The sequence below is a fragment of the Escherichia sp. KTE172 genome, from assembly GCF_000408845.1.
Classification (GTDB): Bacteria; Pseudomonadota; Gammaproteobacteria; order Enterobacterales; family Enterobacteriaceae; genus Escherichia; species Escherichia coli.
Genome location: NZ_KE137316.1, coordinates 5,119,782 through 5,135,999, shown reverse-complemented (window position 1 = coordinate 5,135,999; position 16,218 = coordinate 5,119,782). Strand labels below are relative to the sequence as shown.

The following is a 16,218-nucleotide window of genomic DNA, read 5'->3' as shown; positions in this document are numbered from 1 at the left end:
TGGAGCCACGGATGGACTTTGGCCAGACCGAGCCTTCAATACGCTTGTCACCCAGGAACGTCGGAGAGCCTTCCTGTTCAATATCATCATCAAAAGCAGCAAGTTCATCATAACCCGCCACATCCACCGACTTTTCACGGTAGTTTTTTGCCGCTTTACCGCCCAGGCACCAGAAGCCACGCCCATTAGTGAAACGCTTCATGGTGAGCGTGTTATCCCGGTGCTTTTTGCCATACCACGGGGCCAGCGCCAGCAGCGACGGAATATCACGAATAGTCGGCTCAACGTGGGTTTTCATAAAGTTCTCGGCATCACCATCCGTCGGCAACCAGATAAGGGTGTTGCGCTGCTTATGCTCTATAAAGTAGGCATAAACACCCAGCAGCATTTTGGAATAACCGACACGGGCAGACTTCACCACATTCACCTCACGGATGTAGTCGCTGCCCATCGCATTCATGATGGCCCGCTGAAAGGGCAGTGTTTCCCAGCGCCCTTCCTGGTATGCGGATTCTTTCGGGAGATAGTAATTAGCATCCGCCCATTCAACGGCGGTCTGTGGCTCCGGCCTGAACAGTGAGCGAAGCCCGGCGCGGACAAAATGCCGCAGCCTGTTAACCTGACTGTTCGATATATTCACTCAGCAACCCCGGTATCAGTTCATCCAGCGCGGCTGCTTTGTTCATGGCTTTGATGATATCCCGTTTCAGGAAATCAACATGTCGGTTTTCCAGTTCCGGAAAACGCCGCTGCACCGACAGGGGGAGCCCGTCGAGAATACTGGCAATTTCACCTGCGATCCGCGACAACACGAAAGTACAGAATGCGGTTTCCACCACTTCAGCGGAGTCTCTGGCATTCTTCAGTTCCTGTGCGTCGGCCTGCGCACGCGTAAGTCGATGGCGTTCGTACTCAATAGTTCCTGGCTGGAGATCTGCCTCGCTGGCCTGCCGCAGTTCTTCAACCTCCCGGCGCAGCTTTTCGTTCTCAATTTCAGAATCCCTTTCGGCATACCATTTTATGACGGCGGCAGAGTCATAAAGCACCTCATTACCCTTGCCACCGCCTCGCAGAACGGGCATTCCCTGTTCCTGCCAGTTCTGAATGGTACGGATACTCGCACCGAAAATGTCAGCCAGCTGCTTTTTGTTGACTTCCATTGCTCATTCCACGGACAAAAACAGAGAAAGGAAACGACAGAGGCCAAAAAGCTCGCTTTCAGCACCTGTCGTTTCCTTTCTTTTCAGGGGGTATTTTAAATAAATACATTAAGTTACGACGAAGAAGAACGGAAACACCTTAAACCGGAAAATTTTCATAAATAGCGAAAACCCGCGAGGTCGCCGCCCCGTAACCTGTCGGATCGCCGGAAAGGACCCACAAAATGATAATAATTATCATCTACATGTCACAACGTGCATCTACGCCATCAAACCACGTCAAATAATCAATTATGACGCAGGTATCGTATTAATTGATCTGCATCAACTTAACGTAAAAACAACTTCAGACAATACAAATCAGCGACACTGAATACGGGGCAACCTCATGTCAACGAAGAACAGAACCCGCAGAACAACAACCCGCAACATCCGCTTTCCTAACCAAATGATTGAACAAATTAACATCGCTCTTGAGCAAAAAGGGTCTGGGAATTTCTCAGCCTGGGTCATTGAAGCCTGCCGTCGGAGACTAACGTCAGAAAAGAGAGCATGTACATCAATCCAAAGTGATGATGAATAAACATCCCGGTTTCTTCCACCATCGCACCGGAAAAGCGACTATGAGGGTAACCCTGCGTCTGTCAGCACAGTAAAACCCGGTGTGCATCGTTTTTGATTATTCCCGCACACTCACGCAGAAGGAATTCCCCGTCGGGCTACGGTCATGGTTAATGCGGGAATACGGCGACGATACAGCGCAGCTAAAAGGGTAATGGACAGAAAGAGCGGTTTATTTCATTCCACAGGATTCTGAGTGCCCCCCTCCTCCAATAGGCTGAGCATCCACCTATATAGTTTTAATTTTCATCAATCCATTTAACTATCGTTTAATTGTTGTCACATAGGATTCTGCCGTTTTTAACAATGCAGGATAATAAGATGAAAAAAATGTTGTTTTCTGCCGCTCTGGCAATGCTTATTACAGGATGTGCTCAACAGACGTTTACTGTTGGAAACAAACCGACAGCAGTAACACCAAAGGAAACCATCACCCATCACTTCTTCGTTTCGGGAATTGGACAGGAGAAAACTGTTGATGCAGCCAAAATTTGTGGCGGCGCAGAAAATGTTGTTAAAACAGAAACCCAGCAAACATTCGTAAATGGATTGCTCGGTTTTATTACTTTAGGCATTTATACTCCGCTGGAAGCGCGTGTCTATTGCTCACAATAATTGCATGAGTTGCCCATCGATATGGGCAGCTCTATCTGCACTGCTCATTAATATACTTCTGGGTTCCTTCCAGTTGTTTTTGCATCGTGATCAGCCTCTCTCTGAGGGTGAAATAATCCCGTTCAGCGGTGTCTGCCAGTCGGGGGGAGGCTGCATTATCCACGCCGGAGGCGGTGGTGGCTTCACGCACTGACTGACAGACTGCTTTGATGTGCAACCGACGACGACCAGCGGCAACATCATCACGCAGAGCATCATTTTCAGCTTTCGCATCAGCTAACTCCTTCGTGTATTTTGCATCGAGCGCAGCAACATCACGCTGACGCATCTGCATGTCAGTAATTGCCGCGTTCGCCAGCTTCAGTTCTCTGGCATTTTTGTCGCGCTGGGCTTTGTAGGTAATGGCGTTATCACGGTAATGATTAACAGCCCATGACAGGCAGACGATGATGCAGATAACCAGAGCGGAGATAATCGCGGTTACTCTGTTCATTGCTGACCCCACAAACAGATTTCACGCTCAATCTCACGACGAGTCATGAGACCTTTCCATTGCTTACCGCCAGCATATGTCCAGCGACGTAACTGATCACATGCGCCTTTGATATCGCCCTGGTTTATTTTGCGAAGAAGCGTCGATGTTCTGAAATTGCCAGCACCCACGTTGTAAACGAATGAGTAAAGAGCGCCGCGCGTTGTTTCCGGTATATCGACTTTGATGTACGGGTTAATTTGTCTGGCGACAGTGGCAAGGTCTTTATTCAAGAGTGCTTTGCATTCTGCTTTGGTATACGTTTTACCGAGCATGATGTCTTTTCCTGTATGCCCGTGACATACAGTCCATACACCAACAATATCTTTATATGGTATGTAGCTGACACCTTCCAGACCATCGTCACCACTCGGACCAGTGATGAGCACAGACGCTATGGCAACAGCCCCACCACCAATAGCAGCTGCTACAGCCTTGCGTAATGATGGCGACATTATTCACCTCTCGCAGCCTTACGCTTATCTTCTTTAATCTTGAAATAAAGGTTTGTCAGATAAGTGAGAAAACCCAACACAAGGCTTCCAAGCACTCCAATCGCCGCCCACTGTGACGGACTGACCTGATCAAGCCACTGTAAAAACCAGTAGCCAGCACTGCCTGCAGAGGTGCCGTAGGCAATGCCCGTTGTTAACTTGTCCATGGATTTCATAGCCTCACCTCCGCGAATAACGGATGGTGTACACGGTTTGGAATGAAAGAGGGAAAGATACAGAAGTTACATTAGAAAAGAAAAACGCCAGCGATTATTCTGGCGTAGCTGAAAGCATCATATAATCATCAAATATGAAAATTACAAAATCATCAAAACGCATCACGTTACATCTTGCCTTTTTCTAAAAAAAATCTTGATGAATATTCATGGGGGGGAACACCAAAATATCTTCTGAAAACACTTATAAAATATGACGCGCTTTCATAACCACATATTTTAGCAACTTTCCCAACAGGATAGAAATTGTAGCTTAATAACCTTTCAGCCATCACCATTCGTTCTTCAAGAATTAATTTGCTAAATGATAAGCCTTCGTGTTTTAGTTTTCTTTTTAACAAACTTTCACTCAGACATAGTCTTGAAGAAATATCACAAAGTCTCCATGCTGCAGATATGTCCGAGTGAATAATAGCCTTAACTTTGCTTCCTAAACTATTAAGACACCCAAACAAAAAACTCTGAAACATTTTTTCCGAGGATAAAATAGCAAGACATGCAAATAATATTGAATTTTTAACTACAGCCGTAGTTTCACCATCACAATTCAAGCAACCTATCAAGTTCTTTAACAATGAATAGTCTGTACAGTTTACTATCAAGTATGCTGAATAAAATCTTCTTACAGAAAAAGGTGAGAGTGTATTGTTTTTAAAGAAGTCATTAACTGTTTTCTCTTCAATATCCACGATCATTATATTATCTTTATTTGAAGAAAAGAAAACTTTTAAATTGTATTCTATAGCAACAACACTTCCTTTTTTTAGAGAGATTTTTTCTTTACCAAGCCGGATATCAAACGAGTTCAAAACCAAAATGATAGAACATATGCATGGCATACCATCCACCTGACATAATTAGATTTGAGTTAAGTAAGTATAGGTGGAAATATTAAAATTGCCATATTTTCAATGAGAAAAATCTCATTATATCATCATGAACTTTGATATTTTCTTTAAAATATTTATGTAATACTAGATTAAACAGAACTATTTTTGGCTTGCTTGATTATTAATCATTAATTAACATATTAACATTACCTTAAGCATGAACCGAATTTTTTTACAAACTGTACAACTATAGATATCATAGTGAAGTTTTTACGATTGTAAACATTCTCTAAGGAGAAAATCATCTTGTTGGTGCATTCCAAACGCCTAGTTCACCAAGAGTCTTAGAGCCAGTTCATCAGGATAGGGGTGGAAGTAATTCTGTATAAGCAAATAATCATCAGGATACTCTGCCAAGTAATGCTTCAGCAAAGTTAATGGCGCAAGAAGAGGTAGCGTGCCAGCTCGATAGTTAAGTATAACATCGCTCAACTCTTTACGCTGACGTGTATTTAAGCAGTTACTAAAATATCCCTGTATATGCATCAGCACATTCGTGTGATTTTTACGTGATGCAGGTTTTCTGAGAATCGCCATCAGCTTCTCACGATACACCTCAAAGTATGATTCAAGGTCTGCCCACTCATGTATTGCAGCCACAAATGGCCCCATCTCTTTATAACCGGCCTGGCTATGCGCCAACAACTGAAGCTTATAACGGCTATGAAAAGCTAATAATTCCCTTCTTGATAATTTCGCTTTATAAAGATGATTGAGCTCATGTAAAGCAAATACTCTTTCAACAAAGTTTTCACGAAGCACTGGATCATGTAGTCGCCCATCCTCTTCAACCGGTAGCCAGGAAAACCTTTCCATCAACGTGCTCGTAAATAGTCCCACTCCATCTTTACGACCACGATTACCATTTTCATCATATACACGCACGCGTTCCATACCACAGCTAGGAGATTTTGCACAAACCACAAATCCCGATACATCCTTTAATTTGTCAAGATAAGAACGACTAAACTCTGTCATTTTCTCTGTAACATCCTCATTCTGGTCGTGGCTGAAACACATCCGTATATTTCCTTGCGCCGAGCGAACAAGACGTAGAGCAGGACGCGGAACTGGAAGCCCTATAGCCATTTCCGGACATACTGGTTTGAATGTTACCCATTCCAGTAATTTGTCCATTAAAAAGCTAGCTCTTTTGTGACCACCATCAAAACGGACAGAAGAACCGGCCAAACAACCACTGATCCCAACGACAGGTTTTTTTATCATTGCCTACCCCTTGACTAATTCATTAACAGGTTAACAGTGTAGTACACGACCTAAACTGCCTTTCTGCCGTCATCACTGACAATTTTTTTGTTATGGACTATTCCTAATATAGTAGGAAAGTTCTTTAGGTGATCGGTAGTAATCATCTATCTTTAATACTTACTCTCAACTATCAAAAGTACAGGATATATTATGAAGTTATGGCCTGTGTTGACTGGCATTGCACTCTCTTTCACTCTGATAGCATGTAAGGCCCCGACACCACCTAAAGGTGTGCAGCCGATTACAAATTTTGACACCAACCGCTACCTCGGAAAATGGTATGAAATAGCTCGGCTTGAGAACCGATTTGAACGTGGTCTGGAACAGGTCAGCGCCACTTATGGGAAACGGAACGACGGAGGGATTAGTGTACTTAATCGTGGATATGACCCAACGAAAAACAAATGGAGCGAGAGCGAAGGTAAAGCATACTTTACAGGAGATAATACAACTGCAGCGTTGAAGGTTTCGTTTTTTGGCCCCTTCTATGGTGGCTATAATGTAATCAAACTGGATGATGAGTATAAGTATGCTCTTGTCAGTGGTCCGAACAGAGAATACCTATGGATTCTGGCACGGACTCCAACTATTCCAGATAATGTAAAAGCAGACTATGTGCGTACTGCTCAAAAATTGGGATTCAATGTCAATGAACTATTATGGGTCAAACAATAAAATACCTAACCGGATTGATACTTATTAGAAAAAAAACCAGCCTTTGGGGAGGCTGGCTAAATCAGGGAACAAGCTGTTATATGATCATAACTACGTTGCGATTCTAACATTTGAAACATTAGTCTAATGATAACCAGACAGCAACTTTTCCTTTAATTATCTCAAACAATCAGCATCCATCTCCAATCTGAGATCCAACACCATCAGCATGCCCTCCACTACGCCCTCAGCTTTTTGGAGCATCCTGCCAATCCAACAATCAGATCTACCATGCTTACGCGCAAGCGCCATAAAAGTCATGCCGCCGACATAATAGTCCACTAACAAATCATGCAAATCGCTGTTGTTATTTTTCAGACGGGCCATGCACCCGCAAATGATCATCGCGTCATCGTCACAACATTGCGGGCGAGATTTTACTTTTGAAGGAATTAATCCCTTAAAACCGGCGGCAATGGACGACCAGGTCACATCTTCATGATTATTAGCCGCCCACGCTCCCCAACGCTCAAGAACCATCTGAATATCACGCATCAACTTACTCCACAAAAATCAGACCAGAACGCCAATTACAAGCAAAAATCAGCAAAACAGTATTAGTTGATTGTTATCTCTGACTTCATACTCCTGCTCCTGTCAGTGTTTTGGCGTAATTCTTCAGTATTCGGTAATCGGTCAAAACAGAACCGGGGAAACGATATAAGCGCAGACGCACCCAGCGGTGGCGAAGACGTTCTGCCATATAAAACTCAAACATCATTCATTCCCCATTTCGGTGATGGTCAATTCCAGCCTCCCACCTTTGGTAACAGGCATCTTCACAACGCGGTAATCAACGACCTGAGCATCATCCAGCCAGAAACCTGCTTTGGTGAGTGCGTCAAAAGCGGCTTTTTGCAGATTATCCAGGTCACGGCGACGGCGATCCGGCATGTGGCACTCAATGCGGATTTTCACAGGCATCGCCAGGCCGATATCCAGCATTGCGTTTTTAATGATTCGGGCGACGTTATCGCGGTATGCCTGCCCCTCTGCGCTGACGTGCGTGCGCCCGCGATTATGGCGATAATAGCGATTATTGCTCGGAGGCCAGGGTAGTGTGATGTGGTAAGTATTCACGCCTTAATTACCCCCTCTTTCAGCCAGATAACCTGCGTTCTCGCCATACCTTCCCGCGCGCATTCTTTTGCATATGCAGCATCGACTTGCTTGGCATGCCCTTTACCGGCAATCTTCTGTATGCGCTAAACCTAGATAGAATCCACTCTGTGCACATTGAAGCCCGCTCTATGCTTCCTTTCAGGTATTGAAGGGATTGAGATGGGCTAAGCATTATTGGCCTCCTGCATCAGGAGAAAGACAATAATGGCGGCGCGGAGAGGTCTGGTATCAAATATTGGGCTTACGCCTTTTGCATCCACACACCATTCAGTTAACTGGTCTAAGATAGAAATCCTGTATTTCTCAATAATCGGCCATGAAGCGCTCGGATCATTGCAGTAGTCAGGCAAATGATTTAATGGCTCAAAAGTTGTATCAGCATTTCCGTAATACCATTTGTTGGTGTTATTCCCTGATGTTTCCGGTTTACTTGCCCAAAGGCCTTTAAAAATTATGTCTCCTACCATTCTGTTAATTTCAAAATCACTTAACTGTGAATAATCCATTGTCATTTCCTCGCACGATATCTTAGCCACCGGATATCCCACAGGTGAGCTGTGTAATTGAAGGTTTTTACGTCAGATTCTTTTGGGATTGGCTTGCGTTTATTTCTGGAGCGTTTCGTTGGAAGGTATTTGCAGTTTTCGCAGATGATGTCGGTGAAACTTCGTCGCTGTCGCCTCATGCCGCCCTCCTGACGCCCTGCCCGATCGCCATCAATGCCGCTTTGGATACGGTAGTAAACATCCGTCGAGGACTGATGAACGGTCGCCAAATCAGCAGCATGGAGCCTTTGCTGTTTCCCTTCTTCTCCAGCCCTGTCGATGGTTCGATAAAATTAATCCGTCCATCAGTGATAATGCGAACTTCGTCGACACTCTCCAGAGCCTTGCTGAACCATCCGACTGACATATCCTCTGGCACAAGCATAACTACCGTCTGTCGCTGTTGTATGCACTGCTCAGCGGCTTTTTCCACCCACGGCCTGATATTGCTGTACGGTGGGTTATTCCAGATTGCACCGTGGCTTACCCACTCAGAATTGAGCGCGTCGTCGGCCTCAGTTAGCCAGTGAGCACACAGAGCATTTTTGTCGCTCGCTGCCGAATCCAGCCAGAATCCAAACTCAATATCCAGTGCATCAAAAAGCCAAAGCGGCGTTTGCCAGCAGTCCTTGTCGTGTGCTGGCGTATTTGATTTGATAGTCATGCAGCCCGATCTCCCCATCTCGCTTTCCACTCCAGAGCCAGTCTCGCTTCGTCTGACCACTTAACGCCACGCTCTGTACCGAATGCCTGTATAAGCTCTAATAGCTCCGCAAATTCGCCTACACGCATCCTGCTGGTTGACTGGCCTATTACCACAAAGCCATTCCCGGCAAGGTTAGGAACAACATCCTGCTGCTTTAATGCTGCGGTAAACACACACTTCCAGCTTTCTGCATCCAGCCAGCGACCATGCCATTCAACCTGACGAGAGACGTCACCTAAGCAGGCCCATAGCTTCCTGTTTTGGTCTAAGCTGCGGTTGCGTTCCTGAATGGTTACTACGATTGGTTTGGTTGGGTCTGGAAGGATTTGCTGTACTGCGTGAATAGCGTTTTGCTGATGTGCTGGAGATCGAATTTCAAAGGTTAGTTTTTTCATGACTTCCCTCTCCCCCAAATAAAAAGGCCTGCGATTACCAGCAGGCCTGTTATTAGCTCAGTAATGTAGATGGTCATCTTTTAACTCCATATACCGCCAATACCCGTTTCATCGCGGCACTCTGGCGACACTCCTTGAAAATCAGGTTCGTGCTCATCTTTCCTTCCCGTTCTTCCCTGGTAGCAAACCGGTAATACACCGTTCGCCAGACCTTACCTTCGATAACCAGAAGACCTGCCCGTGCCATTTTAGCCGCGGCCTGATTTATGCTGGTTACTGTTGCGCCTGTTAGCGCGGCAACGTCCGGCGCACAGAAGCTATTATGCGTCCCCAGGTAATGAATAATTGCCTCTTTGCCCGTCATACACTTGCTCCTTTCAGTCCGAACTTAGCTTTGATTTCTGCGATCTTCGCCAGAGCCTGTGCACGATTTAGAGGTCTACCGCCCATGACAGGAAGTTGTTTTACTGGTTCAGGGATCGCCTCACCACGGTTAATTCTCGCAGTCATATGGACAAGCTCATCTGCGGCCTTACGGCGTAATTCCGCATCAGTAAGCGCATTGGCCCGCATGTTCTGATACAGGTTGGTAACCAGCCAGTAGTGCGCATTTGATTTCCACGGATAAGACTCCGCATCCGGATACAGGCCTCGCTTCCGGCAATACTCGTAAACCATATCAACCAGCTCGCTGACGTTTGGCAGTCCGGCGATAACGGATGCTTCTTCCCGGCACCATGCAACAAACTGCCCGGGTGATGGCAGAAATGGTCGATTCTGCCGACGGGCTACGCGCATTCCTGCGTTAACCTGTTCCATTGTGGTGATCCCGTTTTCCCGGAAAGCCAGAACCCACTGGCGGCGGATTTCGTTCAGTTCGTTCTGGTCACGGTTAGCCAGGCTCGCCGGGAAAGTTGCCAGTAACTGGCTGAACACACCGTTGATGATCTGCGCTACCTGCTGTACCTGTGGCTTTTCGTCGTACTGTTCCGGCATGTTGTTGGCGATCCGACGCATCTGCTCACGGTCAAAGTTAACCATCTGTGCGGCGATGTTTTTCATAGATCCACCCCGTAAATCCAGTCAGTGTTTGTCAGGTCGAGTTTTGGTTTTCCGGCTGTCACGCCAGCCTGTTGCTTGTTACGGTTGATTTCGAGCTGGGTCCACTTGTCGCGGAGTTTGGCCGGACTCAGCACGTTACCGGACCAGAAGTTGTCCTGGCAGGCCCAGCGGAAAAGCACACACATATCGCGGTGGTTACGTCCGTCACGTTCACGCATCAGGCGGATATCGTTAGCCCACCCAGCAAAATTCGGTTTTCTGGCTGATGGCGCGATGGTCTTCACCATGTCAAACATCCACTCTGCGGCGGTCAGGTCTTCTGCTGTTCCCCACTTACTGCCGCTCTGAATTGCAGCATCCGGTTTAACCACAGAAAGATCGTTTTCTGGCTGGTCAGAGGATTCGCCAGAATTCTCGGACGAATAATCTTTTCTTTTTTCTTTTGTAATAGTGTCTTTTGTGTCCCCCTGTTTTGAGGGATAGCAATCCCCCAATTTGAGGGATGTTTTATCCCTCGTTTTAGGGGATTTTCCCTCGTTTTGAGGGATGCACCATTCTGAGATGTTTTTGTTTGGTCCAAACATGCCGCCTTGCTGCTTGATAATATTCATTCTGACGAGTTCTAACTTGGCTTCATTGCACCGTTTGACAGGTAACTTTGTAATCTCGCTAAGTTGAGAATCGGTGATTCTGTCCATTGGTTTATTCCACCCATAGGTTTTACGCAGAATGGCAAGCAGCACTTTAAACTGTCGCTTGGTCAGATCTGCGCCCGAATAAGCCTCAAGCAGCATATTTGATAGTCTGGCGTAACCATCATCGAGATCTGCCACATTACGCTCCTGTCCGGCAAAGTTACCTCTGCCGAAGTTGAGTATTTTTGCTGTATTTGTCATAATGACTCCTGTTGATAGATCCAGTAATGACCTCAGAACTCCATCTGGATTTGTTCAGAACGCTCGGTCTTGCACACCGGGCGTTTTTTATTGGTGATTTCATCAAGCGCATACTTAAAAGCTCTGCTAATCGGACTGATGTCTGATGCCATGCCAAAAGCACACAAGACCGAAGCTATAAACCTCCAGTCTGTTCTGCTTATCTTCGATTCATGACAGCCAATCATCTTTGCCAGACCGCGCTGAGTAAGCGTTGACAGGTTGATAAGTAAATCTGTTTCTGCGCGATCAACGTCGCGCTGTGATAGTTTGCTGTAATTTGTTTGTTCCATTTCTTACTATTTCCATAGGTAAATAATCACTAATACGCATCTTTCGATGAGTTCTTAATTAGTTACCGCGTTGTCGGCGGTGCAGATTGATAAAGAGCGGTGTTACTTATGCTGCCAGAAGGTTCTTTTTGCTTATTTCAAGCATTTCGCTTGCTTGATATTTGCCACCAGAAATCTCTTCGATTTTTGATGCGTATTTCGTTTTCCCAAAAAACTCAGTCTTAGGGAGGAAGCCGTTTTTGAGCCACTTATAGACAGCCCTTTCGCTAACTCCACAAGCCTTCGCAACTTCAGGGATGCCGACACCTTTAATCGGCTCATCAAGATTTTGCATAGGAATGTCCTTTTTCGTACTTTCAGTACGCATTATGGTTGAACTGAAAGTTTTTGCAAGTGCTTTAGTATCGTACTCATGGTTCAGAATGAAAAAGTGCGCAAAGAATTCGCCCAGCGGCTAGCGCAAGCCTGTAAAGAAGCTGGTCTTGATGAACATGGTAGGGGAATGGCCATAGCCCGTGCCCTTTCTCTTTCGTCCAAAGGCGTTAGCAAATGGTTTAATGCTGAGTCTTTACCACGCCAGGAAAAAATGAATGCGCTTGCGAAATTTCTAAACGTTGATGTTGTTTGGCTTCAGCACGGCACTTCGTTAAATGGAGCGAATGATGAAGATACTTTTTCAATTGTTGGCAAATTAAAAAAAGGGTTAGTGCGCGTGGTTGGTGAGGCAATTCTTGGTGTTGATGGTGCCATCGAGATGACCGAAGAGCGCGATGGGTGGCTCAAGATTTATAGCGATGATCCAGATGCCTTTGGTCTTCGTGTAAAAGGAGACAGCATGTGGCCCAGAATAAAATCAGGAGAATATGTACTCATTGAGCCTAACACCAAAGTATTCCCAGGTGATGAGGTGTTTGTCAGAACCATTGAAGGGCACAACATGATCAAGGTTCTTGGCTATGACAGAGACGGAGAATACCAATTTACAAGCATCAACCAAGACCACAGGCCAATAACGTTGCCTTATCATCAAGTAGCAAAGGTGGAGTATGTAGCTGGTATTCTGAAGCAATCTCGCCACCTAGATGACATCGAGGCCAGGGAATGGCTGAAAAGTTCATGACTTCATCATCACATAGCTAGTAACCAGTACGTTTGGATGGTGGTGAGAAACACACTGCAAGCAAACAGAAACATGGATATTAAAATATTAGCTTAACACAGCAAATCGAAAGAAACAGCGAGGGCTCGGATGTCCCAAGAATTATCTTTAACCTTTACCGAAAACATATATTATTCAACTAAAGAACCTGTAAGCATCAAAGATGTGATTACCTCCCTTCAAGGGTGGGAGGCCATCGCAAAACAATCAGAAGGTGTTTTGCAGGAACTGACAGGGGCTAATATCCTTGATATATCGGTGCATGTTGCGCGATTAGAAGCAGGAAGCCTTTATGAAGATATTGTTATTAAACTCCTCTTTGGTAGCCAAGAAGAAATGGACAAGTTTCTTGCTGGCGCTCATGCAAAGATCGGAAATGGGAAAATGAGAAACGCTCTCGTTGGTGCTGTTGTTATTGGTCTGGTTGGATATGGCTTAGTTCTAGCAACTAAGGCTATGGCTCCAAGCAACACCTCCCACTTTGAAGCAAATAACAATACAATCATCAATATTGGTGCCGGTGAGGCTAATATTTCACCTGACCGTCTTCAAGCAATCATAGAAAGCACGGTAACCAATAAGAAGACTCTTGCCAAAAGTTCCATTAAGACGCTTGCCCCAGCTAGGGCAGACGAAGGATCTACGATGGTCATAGGTACAGGGGGTGGTACAGTGACCATTCCCGCTGAAACCATTAAAAAAGCCCCAACTGAAGTTGTCTTCACACCAGAGTCATATACTCAGGATCATTTTGATGTTGATGTTGAAATCCGTGCATTAGACCTCGACAATCCAGAGAAAGGTTGGGCTGCTGTTATCCCTGGATTAATAGATCGAAGAGTAAATATGGTTCTTGGCCCCAACGTAAACCCATCAGATTTTGCAGGTAAATTTTCTGTACGTGCTGATATAACAATAACGTACCAGCTCAAATCATCAGATAAAAAATACCAACCGAAAGAAGTCTTTATAAAAGAAATAATCAAATAATTATACCCGGCCTCAGCGCCGGTTTTTCTTTTCCTCACGATCGTCTACCTTATTTAACATCCGCACATGTGCTAACCCACGAACTAACACGCCAGCAAACAATTCTTTCTCTCCTACTGACCAATCTTCAATCTTTACAAAAATAAATTCCTTTACATATCAAAAACATATCTCATTAAGTTAATGAACCACAAACAATTCGTACTTATAGTTCTTGATAATATCGAACTATTGGTTCATTATAATCGCCATCAGCAGGACGCTGGCAGCCAAACGGAACAGATTGGCAGGCTCTTTAACTTCGATGATGCGCTGACAAAGCGCGAACAGATACCAAACGAGATGGGTTTGGGGTGATGTGAATTGCAGCAGTAACGACAGCAACCAGAAGATCAGCATCTGGCGCATCACCACCAAAGCCATTTCACATGAGGAAAACATCATGACGGTAATCGTGTACGGAAAATCAACATTTGCAGGAAATGCCAAAACTCGCCGTCATGAGCGGCGCAGAAAGCTGGCCATCGAGCGTGATTCCATCTGCAACATCATCGATTCGATCTTCGGCACAGACAGTGAGGAACCTGTTCAGGAAGACCCGAGAAAGCGGTTAAGCCTTTCTGAAAAAGCAATATCACTCGGAAGCCTTCGCTGCAAGAAAGTAGATGAATGCAGTGGAAGTGTTTGCCTGCCAAACGTAGCTATTTACGCGGCAGGCTACCGGAAATCAAAACAACTGACGGCGAGATGATAAATTCATTTGCTAATTACTTGTTTTTGCCATGCTTATCCTGAGCGATAAGTTCATCCATAAGACTGTCTTTCTTCCCAGCAAACCTAATGTAGCACTCATTTCTATAGCGTTCCGGGATAACAAAACGGTCGATTTCAGGATATCCAGTAGCAGAAGGTACCCGAATAAGAAGCCCTTTTTCGAGCAATGAGATTGCTTCAGGGCTTCCCTTTTCTGTCTTTAGCTGGTTATTAGCGGCTACAGCGAATGCCAAATACGCTCTTTCTCCAAGAGTTAACGAATCAAACAAATCTTGCACGTATTTCTCTTCTTTAGATTTGCGCTTCTGAGCAGCGAATATCTCAATTCTTACAGTCACAGCGTGATAAGCGGAATTAACAACGCCGTTAAGCACATAGCTAACGCAAAACAACAGGATGTAATACATCCAGTAATGAGGAAGGATTTCTGGATTATGCAGGTTTATCCATTCTTTTACGCTTACAGGCATAACAATAATCAATATGATCAGGATGATTAGCATATGAATCAACTGTTTAAGTGTCATTCCTTGCAGGAAAAAATGCATTAGTTCCTGCCACCATGAGTTGTTCATCGGCGTTTCTCTTTTGCTCTCTGTAGGGGTGAATAGAGTTTATCCGATTTCTCGCTGTAGGGGTACACGAGAACCACCGAGCCTGATGTGGTTAAAAGACAGGCATACTAATAAACACTGCACTGTGTATTCATTCCAACGAGTGAATACACTGAGCAATGTCGCTCGTAACTAAACAGGAGCCGACTTGTTCTGATTATTGGAAATCTTCTTTGCCCTCCAATGTGAGGGCGATTTTTTATCTGTGAGGATATGAATAGATGTCAAACATCAAAAAATACATCATTGATTACGACTGGAAAGCATCAATAGAAATTGAAATCGACCATGACGTAATGACAGAGGAAAAACTTCACCAGATTAATAATTTCTGGTCAGACTCTGAATACCGACTCAATAAACACGGCTCTGTATTAAATGCTGTATTAATCATGCTGGCGCAACATGCTCTGCTTATAGCAATTTCAAGCGACTTAAATGCATATGGTGTTGTGTGTGAGTTCGACTGGAATGATGGAAATGGTCAGGAAGGATGGCCTCCAATGGATGGTAGCGAAGGAATAAGAATTACCGATATCGATACATCAGGAATATTTGATTCAGATGATATGACTATCAAAGCCGCCTGAGCGCGGCGTTACCGCATACCAATAACGCTTCACTCGAGGCGTTTTTCGTTATGTATAAATAAGGAGCACACCATGCAATATGCCATTGCAGGGTGGCCTGTTGCTGGCTGCCCTTCCGAATCTTTACTTGAACGAATCACCCGTAAATTACGTGACGGATGGAAACGCCTTATCGACATACTTAATCAGCCAGGAGTCCCAAAAAATGGATCAAACACTTATGGCTATCCAGACTAAATTCACTATCGCCACTTTTATTGGCGATGAAAAGATGTTTCGTGAGGCCGTCGACGCTTATAAAAAATGGATATTAATACTGAAACTGAGATCAAGCAAAAGCATTCACTAACCCCCTTTCCTGTTTTCCTAATCAGCCCGGCATTTCGCGGGCGATATTTTCACAGCTATTTCAGGAGTTCAGCCATGAACGCTTATTACATTCAGGATCGTCTTGAGGCTCAGAGCTGGGCGCGTCACTACCAGCAGATCGCCCGTGAAGAGA

31 protein-coding genes and 1 pseudogene are annotated in these 16,218 nt (G+C 44.9%); 10 read left to right on the top strand and 22 right to left on the bottom strand.

Annotated elements, in window-relative coordinates; all coding sequences use genetic code 11:
* Both G434_RS00105 and G434_RS00110 read right to left on the bottom strand, forming a co-directional pair.
* A partial coding sequence (locus G434_RS00105; RefSeq protein ID WP_016249755.1) for a phage terminase large subunit family protein occupies positions 1-640 on the bottom strand: 640 nt, incomplete at its 3' end.
* Complete coding sequence (locus G434_RS00110; protein WP_000453599.1) at positions 615-1,160, bottom strand: DNA-packaging protein; 546 nt, start codon at positions 1,158-1,160, stop codon at positions 615-617. The genes G434_RS00110 and G434_RS00105, both read right to left, overlap by 26 nt.
* A gap of 388 nt (positions 1,161-1,548) precedes the next feature.
* On the opposite strand from G434_RS00110, the gene G434_RS0126365 reads away from it, so the two are divergent.
* Complete coding sequence (locus G434_RS0126365) at positions 1,549-1,743, top strand: YlcI/YnfO family protein (protein ID WP_001322384.1); 195 nt, start codon at positions 1,549-1,551, stop codon at positions 1,741-1,743.
* Between the two features lie 359 nt (positions 1,744-2,102).
* A complete protein-coding gene (gene iss, locus G434_RS00115) occupies positions 2,103-2,396 on the top strand; it encodes an increased serum survival lipoprotein Iss (protein ID WP_000738423.1) in 294 nt (97 codons plus the stop codon).
* Between the two features lie 31 nt (positions 2,397-2,427).
* Here iss and rzpD read toward each other — a convergent pair whose 3' ends face one another.
* The 5 genes from rzpD to G434_RS00140 form a co-directional block, all read right to left on the bottom strand.
* Complete coding sequence (gene rzpD / locus G434_RS31165; RefSeq protein ID WP_001082739.1) at positions 2,428-2,889, bottom strand: prophage endopeptidase RzpD; 462 nt, start codon at positions 2,887-2,889, stop codon at positions 2,428-2,430.
* Complete coding sequence (gene rrrD, locus G434_RS00125; protein ID WP_000075162.1) at positions 2,886-3,383, bottom strand: lysozyme RrrD; 498 nt, start codon at positions 3,381-3,383, stop codon at positions 2,886-2,888. The genes rzpD and rrrD overlap by 4 nt, the downstream gene beginning before the upstream one ends.
* Positions 3,383-3,598 (bottom strand): class II holin family protein, encoded by a 216-nt coding sequence (locus G434_RS00130; protein WP_000839583.1) that lies wholly within the window; start codon positions 3,596-3,598, stop codon positions 3,383-3,385. Before G434_RS00130 ends, rrrD begins: the two co-directional genes overlap by 1 nt.
* 167 nt (positions 3,599-3,765) lie before the next feature.
* On the bottom strand, positions 3,766-4,497 hold the full coding sequence (locus G434_RS00135; RefSeq protein ID WP_001112170.1) for a helix-turn-helix domain-containing protein: 732 nt from the start codon (positions 4,495-4,497) through the stop codon (positions 3,766-3,768).
* Positions 4,498-4,815: 318 nt separating this feature from the next.
* Positions 4,816-5,775, bottom strand: a complete 960-nt coding sequence (locus G434_RS00140; RefSeq protein ID WP_000592551.1) for a YbgA family protein — start codon at positions 5,773-5,775, stop codon at positions 4,816-4,818.
* Between the two features lie 192 nt (positions 5,776-5,967).
* Here G434_RS00140 and G434_RS00145 point away from each other — a divergent pair, with 192 nt between their 5' ends.
* Positions 5,968-6,492: a lipocalin family protein gene (locus G434_RS00145; protein WP_000780585.1), complete on the top strand. Its 525-nt coding sequence runs from the start codon at positions 5,968-5,970 to the stop codon at positions 6,490-6,492.
* Positions 6,493-6,648: 156 nt separating this feature from the next.
* Here G434_RS00145 and G434_RS00150 read toward each other — a convergent pair whose 3' ends face one another.
* From G434_RS00150 to G434_RS00200, 13 genes and pseudogenes are all read right to left on the bottom strand, one after another.
* Positions 6,649-7,026, bottom strand: a complete 378-nt coding sequence (locus tag G434_RS00150; protein ID WP_001204782.1) for an antiterminator Q family protein — start codon at positions 7,024-7,026, stop codon at positions 6,649-6,651.
* Positions 7,027-7,111: 85 nt separating this feature from the next.
* Positions 7,112-7,252, bottom strand: coding sequence for a YlcG family protein (locus G434_RS00155; RefSeq protein WP_000971075.1), 141 nt, complete (start codon positions 7,250-7,252; stop codon positions 7,112-7,114).
* Positions 7,249-7,611, bottom strand: a complete 363-nt coding sequence (gene rusA / locus G434_RS00160) for a crossover junction endodeoxyribonuclease RusA (protein WP_001099522.1) — start codon at positions 7,609-7,611, stop codon at positions 7,249-7,251. The genes G434_RS00155 and rusA overlap by 4 nt, the downstream gene beginning before the upstream one ends.
* Positions 7,608-7,697: pseudogene (locus tag G434_RS30150) on the bottom strand (DUF1364 domain-containing protein); the annotation flags it as partial. The pseudogene G434_RS30150 and the gene rusA, both read right to left, overlap by 4 nt.
* 120 nt (positions 7,698-7,817) lie before the next feature.
* Positions 7,818-8,159, bottom strand: coding sequence for a phage protein NinX family protein (locus tag G434_RS00165; RefSeq protein WP_000386642.1), 342 nt, complete (start codon positions 8,157-8,159; stop codon positions 7,818-7,820).
* Positions 8,160-8,161: 2 nt separating this feature from the next.
* A complete protein-coding gene (locus G434_RS0126350) occupies positions 8,162-8,338 on the bottom strand; it encodes a NinE family protein (protein ID WP_001254223.1) in 177 nt (58 codons plus the stop codon).
* Positions 8,335-8,862, bottom strand: a complete 528-nt coding sequence (locus G434_RS00170) for a phage N-6-adenine-methyltransferase (RefSeq protein ID WP_000153280.1) — start codon at positions 8,860-8,862, stop codon at positions 8,335-8,337. The genes G434_RS0126350 and G434_RS00170 overlap by 4 nt, the downstream gene beginning before the upstream one ends.
* Positions 8,859-9,299 (bottom strand): recombination protein NinB, encoded by a 441-nt coding sequence (locus G434_RS00175; RefSeq protein ID WP_000736903.1) that lies wholly within the window; start codon positions 9,297-9,299, stop codon positions 8,859-8,861. The genes G434_RS00170 and G434_RS00175 overlap by 4 nt, the downstream gene beginning before the upstream one ends.
* A gap of 73 nt (positions 9,300-9,372) precedes the next feature.
* Positions 9,373-9,663 (bottom strand): protein ren, encoded by a 291-nt coding sequence (locus tag G434_RS00180; protein ID WP_000145931.1) that lies wholly within the window; start codon positions 9,661-9,663, stop codon positions 9,373-9,375.
* Positions 9,660-10,361, bottom strand: a complete 702-nt coding sequence (locus tag G434_RS00185) for a replication protein P (RefSeq protein WP_000788877.1) — start codon at positions 10,359-10,361, stop codon at positions 9,660-9,662. The genes G434_RS00180 and G434_RS00185 overlap by 4 nt, the downstream gene beginning before the upstream one ends.
* Positions 10,358-11,257 carry a replication protein gene (locus tag G434_RS00190; protein ID WP_000185503.1) on the bottom strand — a complete coding sequence of 300 codons (900 nt, stop codon included), beginning with the start codon at positions 11,255-11,257 and terminating at the stop codon, positions 10,358-10,360. The genes G434_RS00185 and G434_RS00190 overlap by 4 nt, the downstream gene beginning before the upstream one ends.
* A gap of 32 nt (positions 11,258-11,289) precedes the next feature.
* Positions 11,290-11,589 carry a CII family transcriptional regulator gene (locus tag G434_RS00195; protein ID WP_000438490.1) on the bottom strand — a complete coding sequence of 100 codons (300 nt, stop codon included), beginning with the start codon at positions 11,587-11,589 and terminating at the stop codon, positions 11,290-11,292.
* A 106-nt stretch (positions 11,590-11,695) separates the two neighbouring features.
* On the bottom strand, positions 11,696-11,923 hold the full coding sequence (locus tag G434_RS00200) for a helix-turn-helix transcriptional regulator (RefSeq protein ID WP_001180318.1): 228 nt from the start codon (positions 11,921-11,923) through the stop codon (positions 11,696-11,698).
* Positions 11,924-12,001: 78 nt separating this feature from the next.
* Here G434_RS00200 and G434_RS00205 point away from each other — a divergent pair, with 78 nt between their 5' ends.
* A complete protein-coding gene (locus G434_RS00205; protein ID WP_000250470.1) occupies positions 12,002-12,709 on the top strand; it encodes a S24 family peptidase in 708 nt (235 codons plus the stop codon).
* 129 nt (positions 12,710-12,838) lie between these two features.
* Positions 12,839-13,738: a hypothetical protein gene (locus G434_RS00210; protein WP_000076840.1), complete on the top strand. Its 900-nt coding sequence runs from the start codon at positions 12,839-12,841 to the stop codon at positions 13,736-13,738.
* A gap of 228 nt (positions 13,739-13,966) precedes the next feature.
* On the opposite strand, the gene G434_RS30145 is transcribed toward G434_RS00210, so the two are convergent.
* On the bottom strand, positions 13,967-14,182 hold the full coding sequence (locus G434_RS30145; protein ID WP_000971595.1) for a hypothetical protein: 216 nt from the start codon (positions 14,180-14,182) through the stop codon (positions 13,967-13,969).
* Here G434_RS30145 and G434_RS00215 point away from each other — a divergent pair.
* Positions 14,181-14,489, top strand: a complete 309-nt coding sequence (locus tag G434_RS00215; RefSeq protein ID WP_000216183.1) for a transcriptional antitermination N peptide — start codon at positions 14,181-14,183, stop codon at positions 14,487-14,489. The two genes, G434_RS30145 and G434_RS00215, sit on opposite strands and share 2 nt — an antisense overlap.
* A 16-nt stretch (positions 14,490-14,505) precedes the next feature.
* Here G434_RS00215 and G434_RS00220 read toward each other — a convergent pair whose 3' ends face one another.
* A complete protein-coding gene (locus G434_RS00220; RefSeq protein ID WP_001066174.1) occupies positions 14,506-15,087 on the bottom strand; it encodes a super-infection exclusion protein B in 582 nt (193 codons plus the stop codon).
* Between the two features lie 260 nt (positions 15,088-15,347).
* Between G434_RS00220 and G434_RS00225 the strand changes: the two genes are divergently transcribed.
* The 4 genes from G434_RS00225 to G434_RS30565 all read left to right on the top strand — a co-directional run.
* Positions 15,348-15,716: a DUF2528 family protein gene (locus tag G434_RS00225; protein WP_000065374.1), complete on the top strand. Its 369-nt coding sequence runs from the start codon at positions 15,348-15,350 to the stop codon at positions 15,714-15,716.
* 72 nt (positions 15,717-15,788) lie between these two features.
* A complete protein-coding gene (locus G434_RS30140) occupies positions 15,789-15,953 on the top strand; it encodes a protease FtsH-inhibitory lysogeny factor CIII (protein ID WP_001198861.1) in 165 nt (54 codons plus the stop codon).
* Positions 15,922-16,065, top strand: a complete 144-nt coding sequence (kil, locus tag G434_RS30135; protein ID WP_000372937.1) for a host cell division inhibitory peptide Kil — start codon at positions 15,922-15,924, stop codon at positions 16,063-16,065. Before G434_RS30140 ends, kil begins: the two co-directional genes overlap by 32 nt.
* Positions 16,020-16,218 (top strand): host-nuclease inhibitor Gam family protein (locus G434_RS30565; RefSeq protein WP_032142570.1); only part of this gene is annotated, 199 nt, incomplete at its 3' end. The genes kil and G434_RS30565, both read left to right, overlap by 46 nt.